The organism is Halomonas sp. JB37, assembly GCF_002332255.1.
Taxonomy (GTDB): domain Bacteria; phylum Pseudomonadota; class Gammaproteobacteria; order Pseudomonadales; family Halomonadaceae; genus Vreelandella; species Vreelandella casei.
Genome location: NZ_NRGW01000001.1, coordinates 1630590 through 1647987 on the forward strand (window position 1 = coordinate 1630590; position 17398 = coordinate 1647987).

The 17398-nt window shown below is 53.3% G+C and carries 15 protein-coding genes; 7 read left to right on the forward strand and 8 right to left on the reverse strand.

Going from position 1 to position 17398, the window contains the following annotated elements:
- The first annotated feature begins 82 nt into the window (after positions 1–82).
- A complete protein-coding gene (locus CIK78_RS07535; RefSeq protein WP_096278721.1) occupies positions 83–1600 on the forward strand; it encodes a Na+/H+ antiporter NhaC family protein in 1518 nt (505 codons plus the stop codon).
- A 96-nt stretch (positions 1601–1696) separates the two neighbouring features.
- Here CIK78_RS07535 and CIK78_RS07540 read toward each other — a convergent pair whose 3' ends face one another.
- A complete protein-coding gene (locus CIK78_RS07540; protein ID WP_096278723.1) occupies positions 1697–2614 on the reverse strand; it encodes a DMT family transporter in 918 nt (305 codons plus the stop codon).
- Between the two features lie 84 nt (positions 2615–2698).
- Between CIK78_RS07540 and CIK78_RS07545 the strand changes: the two genes are divergently transcribed.
- The 6 genes from CIK78_RS07545 to CIK78_RS07570 all read left to right on the forward strand — a co-directional run bounded on the left by CIK78_RS07545 (position 2699) and on the right by CIK78_RS07570 (position 7866).
- Positions 2699–3187, forward strand: a complete 489-nt coding sequence (locus tag CIK78_RS07545) for a MarR family transcriptional regulator (RefSeq protein ID WP_096278725.1) — start codon at positions 2699–2701, stop codon at positions 3185–3187.
- 186 nt (positions 3188–3373) lie between these two features.
- Positions 3374–4078, forward strand: a complete 705-nt coding sequence (gene bluB / locus CIK78_RS07550) for a 5,6-dimethylbenzimidazole synthase (protein ID WP_096278727.1) — start codon at positions 3374–3376, stop codon at positions 4076–4078.
- A 112-nt stretch (positions 4079–4190) separates the two neighbouring features.
- Positions 4191–4664 (forward strand): GNAT family N-acetyltransferase, encoded by a 474-nt coding sequence (locus CIK78_RS07555; protein WP_096278729.1) that lies wholly within the window; start codon positions 4191–4193, stop codon positions 4662–4664.
- Between the two features lie 39 nt (positions 4665–4703).
- Entirely contained in the window at positions 4704–6113 is a 1410-nt protein-coding gene (locus CIK78_RS07560; RefSeq protein WP_096278731.1) for an amidase, read from the forward strand.
- Positions 6114–6143: 30 nt separating this feature from the next.
- Entirely contained in the window at positions 6144–6371 is a 228-nt protein-coding gene (locus tag CIK78_RS07565) for a hypothetical protein (protein ID WP_096278733.1), read from the forward strand.
- Positions 6364–7866, forward strand: a complete 1503-nt coding sequence (locus CIK78_RS07570; RefSeq protein ID WP_096278735.1) for a sodium:solute symporter family protein — start codon at positions 6364–6366, stop codon at positions 7864–7866. Before CIK78_RS07565 ends, CIK78_RS07570 begins: the two co-directional genes overlap by 8 nt.
- 168 nt (positions 7867–8034) lie before the next feature.
- Here the strand turns inward: CIK78_RS07570 and CIK78_RS07575 are convergent, their stop codons facing one another.
- The 7 genes from CIK78_RS07575 to CIK78_RS07605 form a co-directional block, all read right to left on the reverse strand.
- Positions 8035–9087: an SPFH domain-containing protein gene (locus CIK78_RS07575; protein WP_096278737.1), complete on the reverse strand. Its 1053-nt coding sequence runs from the start codon at positions 9085–9087 to the stop codon at positions 8035–8037.
- A 2-nt stretch (positions 9088–9089) separates the two neighbouring features.
- On the reverse strand, positions 9090–9584 hold the full coding sequence (locus tag CIK78_RS07580) for a nodulation efficiency, NfeD-like protein (RefSeq protein WP_096278739.1): 495 nt from the start codon (positions 9582–9584) through the stop codon (positions 9090–9092).
- A 201-nt stretch (positions 9585–9785) separates the two neighbouring features.
- Positions 9786–10457 carry a hypothetical protein gene (locus CIK78_RS07585; protein WP_096278741.1) on the reverse strand — a complete coding sequence of 224 codons (672 nt, stop codon included), beginning with the start codon at positions 10455–10457 and terminating at the stop codon, positions 9786–9788.
- A 1-nt stretch (position 10458) separates the two neighbouring features.
- Positions 10459–10977, reverse strand: a complete 519-nt coding sequence (locus CIK78_RS07590) for a hypothetical protein (protein WP_096278743.1) — start codon at positions 10975–10977, stop codon at positions 10459–10461.
- A 344-nt stretch (positions 10978–11321) separates the two neighbouring features.
- Positions 11322–12494, reverse strand: coding sequence for a hypothetical protein (locus CIK78_RS07595; RefSeq protein WP_096278746.1), 1173 nt, complete (start codon positions 12492–12494; stop codon positions 11322–11324).
- Between the two features lie 106 nt (positions 12495–12600).
- Entirely contained in the window at positions 12601–13788 is a 1188-nt protein-coding gene (locus tag CIK78_RS07600) for a hypothetical protein (protein WP_096278748.1), read from the reverse strand.
- On the reverse strand, positions 13785–17390 hold the full coding sequence (locus CIK78_RS07605; protein WP_096278750.1) for a hypothetical protein: 3606 nt from the start codon (positions 17388–17390) through the stop codon (positions 13785–13787). Before CIK78_RS07605 ends, CIK78_RS07600 begins: the two co-directional genes overlap by 4 nt.
- Positions 17391–17398 lie beyond the last annotated feature (8 nt).

The window sequence follows — 17398 nt, forward strand, 5'->3', positions numbered from 1 at the left end:
TCTGAGCTAACGTCACTCGCTGCTCGAAAGAGCCTCGCGCTGCGTACACGATATGCTTTCAATCCATTAGGAGAAGAATAATATGGAAAATATGGGGTTCATTTCTCTCATTCCTCCAATACTGTCCATTGTGCTAGCCGTCCTGTTTAGAAATGTCATCGTCTCCCTTTCTGTAGGCATCTTTGCGGGATTAATGATGCTTTCTGGTGGAAACCCGATTGCTGCCACAACAAGCACCATTCGTGATTACGTAACGCCTCAGCTTACCGATAGCTACAATGCTGCTGTTATTGTCCTGTTATTTTTCATCGGAGGATTCGTTTCACTAGTCGAGCATTCGGGGGGCGGCGCAGCTCTTGCTAGCCGGACTATTCACTATATTAATACCAAGGCAAAAACTCAGATCTCAGCGTGGATGGGGGGGTTAATAATATTCTTCTCAGATATGGGTACACCTTTAATTGTGGGCCCTGTTTTCGAAAAAATATTTGATAAAGTCAAAGTCTCACGAGAAAAACTGGCCTGGATTCTTGACTCTACTTCCTCCCCAGTCGCCATCTTGATTCCCTTTATTGGCTGGGGAGTTTACGTTATGGGGCTCATTCGGGAAGAGTTTAATCATCTCGGGATTAATACCTCCGAATTTACAGCATTCGTGCAAACGATACCCTTCCAGTTCTATGCAATTTTGACGGTACTGACCGTTCCGACGGTTGCTCTCGCGCGTATTGATTTCGGTGCCATGAGACAGGCGGATCAGCGCGTTAGAGAGACAGGCCAACTATATTGGCCCGGTTCAACTCCCTTACGTAAAATTGATGCTCAGCTTAATAGTACGGGTGTAGAAAGCCACCCATCTCTTATCTGGCTTCCTCTCAGCGTACTGTTCGTGACTCTATTTAGCCTTTTGGTGTCAGCTGGATTTCCTTTCGAGTCGGTCCCTGGCAGTGACTTTAGAGTCGCGCTGAGCACGGCCTATTTGTTTGCCGCTGTCGTGCTTATGAGTTTGATGATTTATTTCAAGGTAAAACGTCTTGGCGATATTTTTGATATCTATATTTCAGGTATGCAGAAAATGGTCAGTGTAGTACTAATTCTAGTGCTTGCATGGGCACTAGGATCGCTACTCAAAGAGATGGGAACCGCCAACTATATTGTTGATCTTATGAAAGGCAACGTACCGCCCTTTATTGTTCCGGCTGTTATCTTTCTCTCGGCCGCAGGCATGTCCTTCGCTACTGGAAGCTCTTGGGGAACCTTCGCTATTATGCTTCCCCTGGCGATTCCTATGGCAGCTGGTTTAGAAGCACCCATTATCGTAAGTATTGCTGCCGTCTTGTCAGGAGGCATCTTTGGCGATCACTGTTCGCCCATTTCGGACTCGACCATTTTGGCATCAACGGGCGCTGGTTGTGATCATATCGACCATGTCAGAACACAGCTTCCCTACGCATTAACTAATGGTGGTATTGCCCTGGTTTCATTTGTAATAGCAGGTCTCACTGAGAGCAGCTTGACCGTATTAATCAGCGTGTTTGCAATGATTGCTACCTTTTATACGTTATCTCGGGTTCAAAAAAATCTTGTGCTAAAGCATTAAGCCAATAGGTCGTGCCGCTAATTGGCCAATACACGCTACTGCGCTGACAATAAGTCTTGGCTCAGGTGCGCTCTAAAGTGGATGGTGACTTCGAGGTTACTGCCTGACCTTGCCAATATTAAGCAGGGCAATTCCGGTACCAATCAATACAATGCCTAACAGCAAGCCTTCGGGGGCAGTTTCGCCTTGCAAAAAAATTGCGACCGGTACGCCTACTACGGCACCCACCGAACCCAGTAAACTGAGTAGCACCGGTCCGCCGCTTTTCTGAAGCAAAAAGAGCAGTAAGAACTGGCCTGCGAACACTACGGATTGAAGCGCGATCAGTAGAAATGGAAGGCGTTGCTCGGTGGGTATGCTAAGCGAGAAGCCGGGCAGCAAATCGACACCGAATAGGATAACAACTGCGGCGATTAACATGCCGGGGGCCAGCGCATCGCCAGAGACACCCGCTGGCCAGCGCAGTGTCCTATAAAGATTGCCGATCGCCAACAGTACTGGCCCCGCTAGCGCCAGGAGAATCCAGAGATAATCGGCATCCGGCGTGGAAAGCTTGTGAGCCGCTAAGGTGACGGCGCCTGCAAGGGCTGACAGCACGCCCGCCGCCCGCATTACCTGAAAGCGTTCCAGCTTTAAAATCAGTGCGCCAATGTAGGTGAGCAGTGGGGGCAGAGTAATGGTTAAGGCAACGAATCCTGCGCCGATATGCGGAATGGCGGAGAAAAAGATCAGGTTAGACCCCGCTACCCCCACAAACCCGGCCACGAAGTAATACTCAAGGGTGCGTCCCGTGATAGGTGGCAAGTTGCGGCGGAGTGCGGAGATTGTAATTAATATCAGCGCTGCGCCGATGATCGACCAAAATAAAAAAGCGAGTGCTGATAGCTGCCTTTCACCCGCCAGCTTGGCTAAATTGGTCGATAGGCCCAGCAAGGCACCGCCGGACAATAGGTATGCCAGTGGGGCTAGCCAAGCTTTTTTGGATTGAGTCTTGGGATCTGTAGGTGATGTCATTCGCATATTCTCAACGTCATATCTTGATATCAAGATATTTGTGAAGAGTCTTGACGTCAAGATAAAAAAGCGCAAAATGCAGACATGGATCATGTAGACAGCATTCTCAAACAGTGGCAGAAAGAGCGCCCCGATCTCGACGTGGTGCCAATGGGTACGCTTGGGCGGATTAAGCGGCTGAATCACTACTTAATGCGTGCCATGGAAAAGACATGGTCGAGATACGATCTGAATGGTGCCAGTTTCGATGTAATGGCAACGCTTCGCCGTGCGGGCGCGCCCTACGCGCTATCCCCCGGGGATTTGATGGCGTCCACGATGGTGACATCGGGCACCATGACGCACCGTATTAACGTGTTGGAAAAAGCTGGATTAATAAAACGGGTCAAAAACCCCGACGACGGTCGAGGGTTTTTGATCTCGCTTTCCCGGCAAGGGCTCGAAGTGATCGATGAGGCCGTGACTGCCCACGTAGAGACGCAGGCACAGCTAGCCGCTGCCTTAACCGATGAGCAGATCGCTCAACTTGATCGCTTATTGAAGCAGTTCTTAGTGGGTTTTGAGCAGCAGTAATAGCCAACATATTCGTATGCTAATCGTTATTTAATGTGAGCGTTAAAGTAACAACTTCTATCACGCTCCATTGCTTTTAAGTGCCTAAAGATGGCGTCGCTTTACCTCGACGATGGCGGCTAAGCTGACCTCGTGTAGACTCTTCACTGTCTACACAATCGATCAGCATAAGGCCCGACCAGCGCCATGACCCATTCGAACCACCATTTTTCCGATGCTGAGCAGCGTGGGCTGTACCGCGCTATATATGAGCGGCGCGACGTACGCTCGCAGTTCCTTCCTGATCCTATCCCACCGGAAATACTCGCGCGGCTTCTTAAGGCCGCCCACCATGCGCCTTCGGTGGGGTTTATGCAGCCTTGGGATTTCATCGTGATTGAAAGCCGAGACGTTAGAGAATCGGTACTGGCGATGTTTGAGCAGGAGAATCAGAAGGCTGCCGAGCAGTTTGAGGGGGAGCGCAATGAACGTTACCGCGGTCTTAAGCTACAGGGCATTATGGAGAGTCCGCTTAATCTTTGTATTACCTGCGACCGCAGTCGGGGCGGCCCTAATGTGTTAGGACGCAATAGCATTCTAGAAACCGACTTATTTAGCACCTGCTTAGCCGTGCAAAACCTTTGGTTGGCGGCGCGGGCCGAAGGGGTTGGCGTCGGTTGGGTGAGTATCCTCGATCAAACGCAGCTGAGTGCTGCCCTTAACCTGCCAGATCATGTGTATCCCGTGGCGTACCTTTGCCTTGGCTATGTGAGCGAGTTTTTAGATCAGCCGGAGCTTGAAGCGAAAGGGTGGCGCTCGCGACTGCCGCTGAAGGAGTTAGTGCACAGCGATAGCTGGGGTCAGCCGCTGACGGATAGCCAACTTGACGTAGCGCTGAGTGAACCGCGATAGCGCTGGTGATCGCTGCTTGGCTCTCTCTGTACTCTGGCCTTGGCTTCCTATAGCGGGGTGTCTCATTAGCCGCTATTGTATTCGTTCTTGCTTAATAAGGTAGAGGCAGCTAATGCACGATATTACTCTTCAGCGTCTCAGCGCCGACGACCCCAATATTCCGATCGTGGCAAGGTGGACCTTTGGCGCCTGGGGGCATTTGCACCCAGGGCTTACGTTGGAAGAGGCTATCGAGCTGACAAAAGCTGAATGCGGTAGCGCAGCGGTACCTTCTATTTTCGTCGCGATGAATGGGGAGTTGCCTGTCGGCACGGCCAGTCTGGTTGCCGATGATATGAGCATTCGCAGTGAACTGACTCCGTGGCTAGCCTCCGTATTTGTGGTACCCGAATGGCGGGGTAAGGGGATTGCTTCTGCCTTAGTGCAACGCGTAGAAGCCGAGGTGCTTGAGAGCGGTATGGAGCACTTTTATCTGTATACCCCTGATCAGCAGGCGCTTTATCGGCGTTTGGCTTGGCAAGAGGAAGAAACGCTTGAGTATCGAGGTGAAACCGTCACGCTGATGTCACGGCAGCTTGCGCAGTGACATCGCGACAGTTTTATAACAACAGCAATAGGTGATGCTATGCCTGAATTACATCAACTGACGGCGACGCAACTTTTGGACGGCTACCGAGCCCGTTCCTTCTCCCCAAGCGACGTGGCGGGTGCACTGGTTGAACATATCGCCACGTGGGAGCCGCACATTAATGCGCTCTATGCGTATCAACCTGATGCATTCATTCGCGCCGCCAAGGCCTCTACTCAGCGCTGGGCCAAAGGCCAGCCAAGTGGGTACTTGGATGGTGTGCCGGTCACCTTAAAAGAATTAATTGCAACGCAAGGCATGCCCGTGCCCGGAGGCACAGGGCTTGGTGAGCAGGCGATAGCTACCGAGGATGCGCCACCAGCGACTCGATTAGACGAAGACAATGCTCTGCTGCTGGCAAAAACGACATGTCCTGATTTTGGCATGCTCTCATCAGGTCTTTCTTCATTTCATGGTTTAACCCGCAACCCATGGGATTTAGCCTGCAATACCGGCGGTTCTAGCTCAGGTGCCGGGGCAGCCGCTGCCGCCGGGTTTGGCCCGCTACATGTGGGGACGGATATCGGTGGCTCCATACGCCTGCCTGCAGCCTGGTGTGGCGTAGTGGGGTTTAAGCCCACGTTAGGCCGGGTGCCCATCGATCCGTATTATGTGGGCCGCTGTGCAGGGCCAATGACGCGCAGCGTAAAGGACGCCGCGTTAATGATGACTGCGCTTGCTCGCACAGACCGCCGCGATGCAATGCGCTTGCCCCCAGAAAAGATCCATTGGGCCGACTTAGCGTTGGACCTTCATGGCCTGCGCGTGGGAGTCATGATGGAGGCTGGCTGTGGGCTGCCGTTGGATGAAGAAATACGCAACTGCGTAGAGCAGGCTGCGAAGCAATTAGAAGCCGCTGGCGCAACGCTGGTTCCCCTCGCGCCAGTGCTGACACGTGAAATGCTGGATGGACTGGATCACTTTTGGCAGGGTCGGCAGTGGGGCGAGTTGATGAAGCTCGCGCCTAAAGAACGTGAGAAGGTGCTGCCCTCGATTCTCGCCTGGGCAGAAGGCGGTGCTCGCTTAACGGGTGTCGATGCGGTGCAAGGCTTTCAGCAAACCATGGCGATGCGCCGTGCGACAGAAGCAGTGTTTGATAAGGTAGATGCGGTGATTTCACCCACGACGCCCAATATCGCATTTCCAGCAGAGTGGTCATCGCCTACGAATGATCCGTCCCAGCCGTTTGAGCACATTATTTACACCGTGCCATGGAATATGGGCGAGCAGCCGGCGATCTCACTTAATGCCGGGTTTAGCCAGGCAACGACTTCCTTCAATATGCCCATTGGCGTGCAGCTAATGGGGCCTCGTTTTGCTGATCATTTTGTTTTAAAGCTAGCGAAACAGTTAGAAGACCGATTAGCGTTACCCAAGCGGTGGCCAACACTGCCCACAGTGATTTGATGTCATTCAATAATGAATAAGGGGATATCGATGAAACGCTTGATTGTGCTGCCTACCTCCAGGGCGGGCTGGGGGCTGTTAGTCGCTTTTGTGGCGCTGGTGCTAGCGGGCACATGGCCAGTGATTGGCTGGGTGAACCGCGCAACGCTGGTGATGGGGTTGCCGCTCATGGTGGTGTGGAGCTACCTGATTATTTTTGCCTGCGTGGCCGTCATGCTGGTTGGCAATCATATTGTAGAGAGAGACGATCATGAATAGCGTTTGGCCTCTGCTGATTACCTTAACGTATGTGGCTATCGCGATGATCATTGGCCTGCGTGCTCGCAATGGGTGTGCCAAAAATGCCGATATGAACAGCCTAGAAGAGTGGGGCGTGGCAGGACGCAGCATGGGGCCGGTCACGTTATATCTGCTGATTGCCGCCGGGAGTGTCAGTGCTTACACCTTCATGGGTGCCCCAGGATGGGCCTATTCCAAAGGAGTGGCGGTGTTTTACGTAGCGATCTACCTCGCTTATTTGGCGCTGATAGCCTGGTATTTCGGGCCCAAGGTGTGGCAGTTCGGTGAGCAGTTTGGCCACGTAACCCAGGCAAGCGCGATTGCTGACCGTTATCAAAGCCCAGCGCTGGGCGCTTTAGCGGCGTTAGTGATGGCGATTGGCTCTGTCGCTTATGCGGTACTGCAAACGATCGGTTCGGCGTACATTTTGTTCGTAATGAGCGGAGGGATGATCCCCATTTGGCTGGGTGTGCTGTCAGTGCTGGCCTGTATTGCGGTCTACCTTTACGCCAGCGGACAGCGGGCGATTGGCCGTACCAATGCGTTTCAGGGCGTGCTCATGCTGATCGTTGCCTGGGCGGTTGGTTTGTGGGCGGTTCATAGCGCTACCGGAGGGCTGAGCTTTGCGGGCGTATTCGAGCGCATTCAAACTGAACACGGTGAGTTTTTAACGCTGCCGGGGGCGGGCGGCGATATGAGCTTTAGTTTTTGGACGACCTCAATCATCGTTTCAATGTTCTCGTTTATGCCGCCGGTATGGACCCAGTGGATGAGTGCTTCATCAGCGCGCACTATCCGCCGTAGCGCGACCTGGCTGCCGACCTATTACGTGGTGATATTGCCCATGGTAGTGGTGGGATTTATCGGTATTTTCTCGCTGCCGGAGTTGGCCCGCGCTGATACGGTTGCCCTGGAATACGCGATGCAGCACTTGCCCGTCGTGTTAGTCGGATTATTGGGGGCAGGCACCTTGGCGGCATCGATGTCTTCAAGCGAGCCGTTTATTCACTCGGTGTCGCTGTCACTTAGTAAAGATGTGCTTCAACCGGTGTTAAAACTCTCTGAAGGGGCGACTGGCAAGCTCGCACGGCTATTAATTCTACCCATCATGTTTCTGGTGGTTGCCCCATTGGCTATTGCTGAGCCGGGTAGTTTGGTGATGATTCTGTTAGTGGGGCTAGGGTTTGCCTCCCAGGTATTACCGGCGTTCATTGGTATGTTTTTCTGGCCGCGGGCTTCTCGTCTGGGTGTGATGGCTGGCATTGTGGCGGGATTCTTAGTCACCGTTGCGTTTACAACGCTATGGGCGCATCCGCTGGGCATTCATGCAGGCTTCTGGGGGTTAATTATCAACCTGCCAGTCTTTGTGGCTGTGTCTTTAATCACCCCAGCGACCAATGCCGAGATAGTTGAGCGCTTCTTTCGTATTGCTGCGCCGCGTGGTTTTACTAGGCTTGGGGGCGCGAAAAAATAGCCACGGGCAATGGCATTTACCATGATGAATGCATCCGTCAAATGATGGCGCCAAAGTCTCACCGGTTTGGCTATAACCCTTCATACTACCAACAAAAAGCCGGTTCACTCGTGAACCGGCTTTGCAGTATTTCTAAAGGATTTTTTTAATCATCTAGTGATGCAAAAATCAATTAACGCCTGCCGCGCCGCCGACTATGCCGCTACGAAAGTCGTTGTTACTGCCAGTGCGGTTTTTAAGATGATTAGATACGGTGTCTTCAGGTGAGCCTGCCATTTCGCGGAACATACCCATCGAGCCCAGCAGCGCCGACGATTCATAGGGTACGAATACTCGCTCGCCGTTTTTTGCCATGTTGGGTAATACTTTGATGTAACTCTGGCCGAGTAGATAGCCTACTACGGTCCGCTTGTTTTCTTCACTGTCGCCAATGGCGCTAAGCACCAGCTTGATCGACTCCTGCTCGCCCTGGGCGCGCAAAATTGCCGACTCTTTATCACCCTGAGCGTTGAGGATGGAGGACTCTCGCTGCCCCTGAGCCATGGCAATCGCCGCTGATTTTTCACCCTCAGCTTCGGTGACGGTAGCACGGCGTTTACGTTCAGCGGCCATTTGTAGGCGCATGGCGGTTTCGACTTCATCCGGCATGGCGATATCCTGCACTTCAACGCGAGATATTTTTATGCCCCACTTAGAAGCGGGTTCTTCCATTGCCGCTTGAATCTCATTATTCACTTCCGCGCGGGATTCGAACAGTTTATCCAACTCCATCTTGCCGACGACTGAACGCAGCGTTGTCTTGGCCAGTACCTCAACCGCCTGGCTCATGTTGACGACCTCGTAGACGGCCCGTTTAGGGTCGATAATCTGGTAGTAGAGCGCGCCATTAATACGCACCGTCACGTTATCTGTCGTCACCACCGGCTGGCCGGGGAAGTCCATTACCGTTTCGCGGCGGTCGATCCGGATTTCGTCTGTGGTGATCGCGGTGTATTCCTCACCGAGTTTGCGATAGCGCAGCATAGTGATGGCGCGGGGTTGTTCGATAAACGGGATAATAATGTTAATACCACTTTCCAATACGCGATTGAACGACCCAAGTCGTTCCACCACCATTACTTCAGATTGGCGGATAATGATTAAGCCTTTAGAAATAATCACGACCGCGATCGCAACAACAATTAGGCTTATTAATAAACCTGGGCTAATAGGTAAATCCATTGTTAGGGTTCCTTACGTTGTGAGTTGTCTTCTTGAGGGGCAATGTCTGCAGGCTGATATAGCGTGACCAAAGCGGTAGTACCTTCAAAGCGCCTAAATACTACTGTTGTACCGTTGGGGAACTCGATTTCACCAGTATCAAGGTCGCGTAAACGATAAAAATCGCCGTTTACTTTAATGCCGGTGGCATCGTCAAAATCACGGCGCAGGGTCGTATAGTGATTGCCTTTCTCTACGCCAGTCCCTGTCGTCCCGTAGGCGACTCCGCGGGGTGAAAAACGCGGGCGAATGACCATGATGCATAGCGGTAGCAGCACCCCCGTAAAAATAGCCATGCTGAGCAACTGCCAAGGAAGCGTTAACCCCAAAGCAGTAACCGCCGCCGTTAGCGCTGCAGCGATTCCCAGCGCCAGTAACACCATCGCACCCGATGTGAGCTCACCCAAGCTAAGCAGTAGTGCTAGTACTAGCCATGTATATGCAGGATTCCAATCCATAGTTTCTCCTAAAATGGATTAATGGTCTGGCACTAGAGTAACTCATTAACCGCATCTTGGGGTGTAGGTTAGGCTGGCTTAGGCGCGGGGGGGACGGTATTCCATCCATTTTCAGAGGGTGGCGTTCAACCGGCCACAACAACCCGCCCCGTAAGGATATCGCTGCCTTCCCGGGCAGGTAGATGTTTGCCGGATTAACCGTCAGCGTGGGTATTTGTCGTTCTGTTGATGATCCGGTGACTCCCCGGACGGTGTCGCCTCCGGCCGGTCAACGAACTTGCCCGCCTTCCAGGGAAAGCGGCCAAAGTCGTTGACGTCTTCCGGCTCGCCCTTGCGGGTTTCGCGGTAGTTGGGTACAGAGAGTTCCATCAAATCCGGGCGGCCGCCCCAGGTGGTGCTGTCCACCTCGGCGCGTTGCGCTTCGCGCAACATCTTGAGCTCGCCCTCGCTGCTATTGGCGTATAAATCGCGCCAGTAGGTAGCGGGGCGGCCACGCTTACCCGCTTCGTCATAGGCCTTGGTGGTCGGATCAAGGTGACGGAAGGGTTCTAATTCAGGTACATCCGGCAACGGCTGAGAGACATCCATATAACGCTGCAACATATCCCAAGCGGCGTAGCGTTGAGCAATGCTGCCATCCACGGAAAAGCTGAACTCCAGTGGGTTCTTGGTAAGCGGGTCAGGGCTACGATGAGGGTAGCGGTGGATCACTTTGAACGAGTGAAACTGTGACCCTTGGGTGCCTACTCGCATTTCAATGTAGGCATCGAACTCATAGAAGGGAAAGTCACCTCGAGAGGTCATGACCATGCCGGTGCGGCGACAAAAAGCATAATCATCTGACCAATTACGGTTGCCTTTATAGAATTTCAACTCATGCTTTTCCCAAAGTCGCAGAAGAAGAGTAGCGCCCCCACAAAAAGCCGATACGATGGCAAGAGGTATGAGACCTTGTAGCCATATATCCGCAGCAAAGATGAATAGCGGGGTTCCAAATGCAACTATACCCGTAAACAGCCATCCACCACCCACCCCCCCCCCCAGTTCTAATAAAGCTAAAACCATGGGAGTAAATGACAAAGATAAAGCGTAACAGGCGATAAAGAATGCCTATGTTTTCATCAACTCTCTTTGACCAGCGAAGCTCGTTTATCATGGTGTAGTCATGATAATCGTCGCCGATATATTGATACTCCCAAAACCAGCTTTCCGAGTACTGATAGGTAGTCGGGTTGATACCTAGATAACTGCCCCAGGGCAGGCGAGTTTCCAAAATGCGTCCGCGCAGCATCTCGTTTTGAGGGGCATAGCTTTGCTCGGGAATCGCATCGGCGCGGTAGGCGGTCTCGGCGTAGCCATCCGCAGACGTTAGCGGTTCGTTTTGCAAACTCATCGGCGGCCTCCTTGCGGATTCAATACCCAGGTCAACGACGAGGGGTGCGTGGTAAAGGTCATTTCGTCCTCGATAGCTTGATATTGTCTATTTGCCTGATCCCAGCACTGAATGGTGCCCTGTCCTGTTAGATCGTCAAGGTACAGACGCACTAGGCTGGCTTTCTGATGATATTCCTGCGTGTAATCGGGTTCATGTTGAAAACGGCACGCCCACGTCCACAGCTATTGCGCAACCAGCGTCCAACTCCTTTGTTTCTCCATTCCCACTTGACCTTGCTACCGACAGGGAAGGCTACCAGCGGCCTTCCAAAAGCACGTAGTGATAACGTTGATACGGTGCCGTTAATGGTTGTCAGGTTTGTTCTGCGGGGATGAGTCTTTTGCTTCAGTGCGCTCGACGAAGCGGTCCGCCTTGTTGGGGAAGCGGCCGTAGGCGTTAACGTCTTCGGGTTCTGCGGTATAGCTGTCGCCATAACCGGGCACAGAGTGGGCCATCAGATCCGGGCGGCTACCCCAAGGGGCGGCGTCCACGATCTGGCGGTGCTCTTCGCGCAGTTGTTTCAGTTCCTGCTCGCTGGCCTTGGCGTAGAGATCACGCCAGTAGGTGGCTGGGCGGCCGCGCTTACCTGCCTCATCGAAGGCTTTGGTGGCGGGGTCGAGGTGACGGAACGGCTCCAATCGGGGGATGTCCGGCAACGGCTGGCTGACATCCATATAGCGGCCCAGCATGTCCCACATGGCATATAACTGGGCAATATTACCGTCGGCCGGAAAATTATAATCGAGCGGTAGACCGTTGCGTTCGTCTTTACTATGTTGCGGATAGCGATGACGCACCTTGAGGCTATGGAACTGGTTACCTTTCATATCAGCGCGCATTTCGATAAAGGCATCGAATTCATAAAAAGGGAACTCACCACGGAAGGACTTCACCATGCCCGTGCGCCTACAAAACGCGATATCGTCCGTCCAGTTTTTATTGCTTTTATAAAAGCGAATGCTGTATTTCTCGTAAAGCCTTCGCAGTATGGTAGCTGCCCCACAGAATGCAGCTACTCCAAGCGGAAATGTCAAAATAAGTGGTGGATATTCTGGTGTGTCAGAAAAGAATTGAGCGATCACTCCAACGACCGAAGTTATGACGGCTAGAGCGAAAACAAAGTACCCCCCTCCACCGATAAAGCTAAACCCGTGAGAGATGACGACAAACCAAAAGCGCAAGAAGCGATAAAGCAGGCTGATATCTTCATCGACAAACTTCGACCAGCGTGCATCATTAATCATGGCATAGCCAAGATAATCTTCTTTCATGTACTGGTAATCCTCAAACCACTCATTATCGTACTCATAGAGGGTAGGATTAACCCCGATATAATGCCCCCAGGGTAGCCGGGCCACATCTAAATTACTGCCCAGTTTTTTCCAAGTGCTTTTTTCTGACGGCGGTGCCTGGCGGGGAATAGCGTCAGCCCGAAAGGCAGTCTCAGCATAATGATCTTGTTCCGTTGGGCTCATACGCTGGCTCCTTGTTTGGTCCATGCCCGTTTAGCCACACTACCGCCAGGGAAGGCCGCCAGCGGCCTTCCACAATAATGTATTGATGACAGTTATTGCGATGATGTTAATGGTTGTCGCGTTTGTTCTGCACAGTTGAGTCTTTGGCTTCAGTGCGCTCGACGAAGCGGTCCCCCTTGTTGGGGAAGCGGCCGTAGGCGTTAACGTCTTCGGGCTCTGCGGTATAGCTGTCGCCATAGCCGGGCACGGATTGGGCCATTAGGTCTGGGCGGCTGCCCCAAGGGGCGGCATCGACCACTTGGCGGTGCTCTTCGCGGCGTTGTTTTAGTTCCTGCTCGCTGGCCTTGGCGTAGAGGTCGCGCCAGTAGGTGGCTGGACGACCACGCTTACCCGCCTCATCGAAGGCCTTGGTGGTAGGGTCTAGATGGCGAAACGGCTCCAGGCGAGGGATATCCGGCAGTGGCTGGCTGACATCCATATAGCGGCCCAGCATGTCCCACATCGCATACAGCTGGGCAATGCTCCCGTCAGCCGGAAAATTATAATCGAGCGGTAGACCGTTGCGCTCGTCTTTACTGTGCTGCGGATAGCGATGGCGCACCTTAAGGCTATGGAACTGGTTACCTTTCATGTCAGCACTCATTTCGATAAAGGCATCGAATTCATAGAAAGGGAAATCACCGCGAGAGGACTTCACAATGCCCGTTCGTCGACAAAAAGCGACATCGTCTGACCAGTTCTTATTGCTTTTATAGAAACGGATACTGTTTTTTTCGTAAAGCCTTCGTAGTATCGTTGCAATGCTACAAAGTGCCGTTACGCATAATGGGATAATAAAGATATCAAGTGACAAACCATTTTTTGGCCAGAATAATTCCATAAACACTTCGATTAAAAGAACTACGATTGAAACTCCGACAAAAAAATACCCCCCCCCTCCTATAAAGCTAAATAAATGGGAAAAAAATACAAACCAAAAGCGCAAAAAGCGATAAAATAAGTTTATATCTTCATCAACAAACTGCGACCAACGCATTTCGTTGATCATATTGTAACGACGGTAATCCTGCTCCCCCATGTACTGATAGCTACGATACCAGGACTCCGAATGTTCATATTCGTAGATAGAAGGATTTACCCCAATATAATTTCCCCAGGGTAGCCGAGCGACATCGAAGTTACTTTCCAGTTTTCCCCATACGTTCTTTTCTGGGGGCGGAGCCTGGCGGGGAATGGCATCGGACCGAAAGGCGGTCTCAGCATAATGATCTTGTGGCTGTTCCGTCTGACTCATGCTCGGGCTCCTTGCTTGTTCCATACCCAGGTTAGCGTCGAGGGTTGTGCCGCGAAAGTTACACTATCTTCCAGCTTGCAGTGTCGTTTCTCATCCGTATCCCAGTACTCCACGCTACCTCGGCCTTCAAGGTCACCCGGCCTTACGCGCACCAAGTAACTCCCCTGGTGGTATTCGCGTTGATAATCTGGCTCGTGGCGAAAGCGGCTATAGCTGGATGCTAACCAATCGGCCGGAACATCACCTAATCCTGTAGAGGGGACGCCCAAACGGTTCCACTCCCGAGGAAGACGGATACCCAAATAACGTACCGTTGAATCTTCTGGGTCTTGCTTTGCAATATCCACTAGTACGCGGCGGCGATCCATAGGGGCGTATTGATAGGTGTACCTCCTGTCCGGTACGGGGGCAGAGCAGTCGACTTCGACTTGGGTGATGGGCAATTGAAACTCACCGTAGCGAAGGCCAGGGCAGGTCATTTTGAGGGCAATGTCGCAATTGTGAAAACCGGAATCAATGTGCTCCAATCCTCTTGTCGATACCAGCTCGAAATGTGCTTGAAACAGACCCTGAAGCAGCAGTATGTAGGCCTGTTGGGGGGAAGCGTCCTGCAAGGGAGTAAGGTAATCACGAATCTTAGCCTGATGGTTTGTCGTCCCCGATTCATCTTGCGAAGTAAGCTCTGCGAGGCGGCCGTCGCGCTCATTCTGCTGATTTCCAAAAGGGCCATATTTGGCCCATAACGACACGCGATCGTCGCGGCTGTTGGTAGCCATATAGTTGCAAACCAGCGCTACTGCCAAGCTGGCAAGCATGATAGGCACTGGTCGTGGCGTGCCCACCAAGCCCAAGACTCTGTGCAAGAACTGATTTCGTAATAAATTTCTCTCGGCAATGTTGGCGGCCGCTTGGCCGAAACCCGAACCAGCATAGCTACCGACACCAATGGCGGCGCTAGAACCTGCCATCCAGCGCGCCGAAGTGTATTGTTTTTGCTGATAGAGCTGGTAAGCATCCACGGCCACTAACGTAGCTGTAAAAAGCCCAGCAGTGAAACCAAAGGCACCACGGTAGCGACCAGCGTCTCCCATGGCTCGCCTCCACTCATCATTAGTGATAAATGATGAATCAAGTGCTTTATTGACCTTTACTGCCCAGGCCCAATTAACGTTAGCTAGCTTCAAGCCTTGAGCTGTTAATAACGAGGCATCAATAACTGCACTGCCAACTTTCATTCGATTCAAAGCGTTATTATTATCTCGCGCGTTTACTATGCTCACTGTCAGGTTCCACAGCTCCAGCACCACCAACCCAGACCAAAGTCCGATATACCCCGTCTGTGTCCACCGAAAGGCCTGCTCACTGGTCACTTGTCCTGTCACCTGAGCACGGCCGGTGGCCGCTGATGACGAGGCGACGTCGCCGCCCATGACGTTGCGGGCGGAGGCGGCCTGTAGGGCGATGCCGCCCTGGGCCATCTCCTCGGTCAAAGGTTTGAACTGGCTGGGCAAGAGCCAATGAACGGCGCCATCGACATCGGCCACCTCAATGGGGAGGCCACCCATCAAAGCGCCTTTGAGATCACCGATATCGGAGGCCAGGGTGATGGTCATGGTCTCACCCAGTTTCAGGCCCGCCACCGCGTTGAGCAGGGTCGGTACGATGCTGCTGGCGACGGCATCCGTACCGTTGAGCGCCATGCGTGCGCGGTTCATGGCCGGCCCCAGATCACCGACTTCTTCATCCAGGCGCTGCTGCCAGGCAATCAGTTGTTCCCCGGTCGGGGTAGCGACCTGGTCCTGCTGGTCCTTGACGTTTTGGGCGGCCACCTGCAGCACGTCCAGATTCCTGGCATAAGGGCTGCCCCAAACGTTCGTGCTGCAGTTCTCATCGGCGAACAGCAGGGGAGAGCAAGCATGGCCCGCCTGCTGTTGATTGGAGGCGAACAGCGCTTCAAGAGCTTGCCGACACTGTGCAGGGGCCTGGAGGGCTTGGGCTTCTTCGGGCGTAGCCTTGAAGTCGAGGCAGTTCAAGCCGGTTTGCAGCGTCTCGATACAGCGTGCCAGCAGCGCGTAAGGCTCCAGGTGGTTGATATCATCAAACAGCATGGCGTCGCGCAGGGTATGGCAAAAGGCCCCTGGCGATGTGTCATTAAACAGCGTCACCAGCGCCGACAGCCGCTCGTCGATCCTCAGGCGGGCCAGGCGTCGCTCTTCTTCCTTGATCAAGCGGGCGAACAGGCTCTCCCGGGAGCGTTCGAGGCGGGTGTCATACCAGGTGTCGAGGTAGAGCGGGTTGTCTTCACCCTCCGGGCCATACGGCATGAAACAGTTGGCCTGAATCAGTTCAGCCGACTTGCCGTGGGGGTGATATTTCATGCCTTCGGAGAGTACCCAAAGCAGTTCCTGACCCGCCTGGACATCCTCGATCAGGTGGTCAATCGCTTGTTTGGGGTCGCGCAAGAAGATAGCGCAGAGCTGCTGTTCGCGAAGCGCCACTAGACAATCGTCGGTTCCCTCCGGCGCTGGGAGCAAGGCAAGCGAGGCGTCATCCGCACGCTCGTCATCCGCACGGCAGGCATTGTTCCATTGCTGCACCAGGCAACTACGTAGCGCGGGTGAGAAGTGCCGTTGGTGCGTCTGCGTATCGATGTCTGGCGCTACTGCCTGTTGGTCGTCGGACTCGAAGAACTCACGGTCGGCCTGTAACTGCTGGACAAGGGTGTTCCAACCCGCTGCCGTGGTATCTTCCAGATAATCTCTGGCGCTGCCCCAGGCTTGCTCGTACATCACATCGCGTGGTCGCATGGGTGGCAGCCACTCAACGGCGGCCTTGCCAGCGCACTCGTCACGGTTGATTTCCAAGCTGTGGGTGTACATGTTGCGCACGTCGCCCTGCAGCATGGCACTCACTGACGATTCATTGAGGGCAAGCGGTTGGCAACGTTGGTTGATCAACGCTGGGTTGGCTTCCAACTGTTCGATATGCGCCCAGGGCCAGGGGTGGTCGGAGAAAGCCAAGCGCACATTGGCTGTTTCGCCATTGAGCTTGAGGGGCAAATGGAGGTGTGCCAGAGCGGGACCGCTGAAATCTCGAACGGAGGGAACGTCACCCTGTTGCCGATACGTCGCGATGTCGCTATCGGTGAACTGCGGCGCTTGGTTCGGCTCGCCGGACACCACCAACTCCCTGATCAGTCGGTTGTCGAGAAACACGTAGATGAAGCCGCCACGGCATGGCCCTGCCGCCAGCTCCTGATGATCGATGTACAGCATGGGCAGGGTCGAGACCATCAGGTTGTGCTGGAATGAACGCTGCTTGGGGATTAAGCCGCATTGGGAGATATCTTCCACCTGCAGCAATGGAATCTCGATGTCACCGAGTTTCTGGATCAGACCATAGCCCGCCAGCTCTTCTTCTAAGTACGTTTGCTGGGTCTCGACAATCGGCCCGTAACGGCCTTCCGAGGCATCTCCCTCTGCCAGGCATTCTTCGGCGGCGTCACCCTGGTAGAGCCAGTATTCATTCTGGTCGTTATCCGTATGACGACCGGTGATTTCCACGTAGATCGCCTTGGGGCTGCACGCATGGTTCTGTGACATTCCCGTGT

Coding starts and splice junctions, on each gene's coding strand:
- CIK78_RS07535 (WP_096278721.1), top strand. CDS start 83: ATGGAAAATATGGGGTTCATTTCTCTCATTCCTCCAATACTGTCCATT.
- CIK78_RS07540 (WP_096278723.1), bottom strand. CDS start 2,614: ATGACATCACCTACAGATCCCAAGACTCAATCCAAAAAAGCTTGGCTA.
- CIK78_RS07545 (WP_096278725.1), top strand. CDS start 2,699: ATGGATCATGTAGACAGCATTCTCAAACAGTGGCAGAAAGAGCGCCCC.
- bluB (WP_096278727.1), top strand. CDS start 3,374: ATGACCCATTCGAACCACCATTTTTCCGATGCTGAGCAGCGTGGGCTG.
- CIK78_RS07555 (WP_096278729.1), top strand. CDS start 4,191: ATGCACGATATTACTCTTCAGCGTCTCAGCGCCGACGACCCCAATATT.
- CIK78_RS07560 (WP_096278731.1), top strand. CDS start 4,704: ATGCCTGAATTACATCAACTGACGGCGACGCAACTTTTGGACGGCTAC.
- CIK78_RS07565 (WP_096278733.1), top strand. CDS start 6,144: ATGAAACGCTTGATTGTGCTGCCTACCTCCAGGGCGGGCTGGGGGCTG.
- CIK78_RS07570 (WP_096278735.1), top strand. CDS start 6,364: ATGAATAGCGTTTGGCCTCTGCTGATTACCTTAACGTATGTGGCTATC.
- CIK78_RS07575 (WP_096278737.1), bottom strand. CDS start 9,087: ATGGATTTACCTATTAGCCCAGGTTTATTAATAAGCCTAATTGTTGTT.
- CIK78_RS07580 (WP_096278739.1), bottom strand. CDS start 9,584: ATGGATTGGAATCCTGCATATACATGGCTAGTACTAGCACTACTGCTT.
- CIK78_RS07590 (WP_096278743.1), bottom strand. CDS start 10,977: ATGAGTTTGCAAAACGAACCGCTAACGTCTGCGGATGGCTACGCCGAG.
- CIK78_RS07595 (WP_096278746.1), bottom strand. CDS start 12,494: ATGAGCCCAACGGAACAAGATCATTATGCTGAGACTGCCTTTCGGGCT.
- CIK78_RS07600 (WP_096278748.1), bottom strand. CDS start 13,788: ATGAGTCAGACGGAACAGCCACAAGATCATTATGCTGAGACCGCCTTT.
- CIK78_RS07605 (WP_096278750.1), bottom strand. CDS start 17,390: ATGTCACAGAACCATGCGTGCAGCCCCAAGGCGATCTACGTGGAAATC.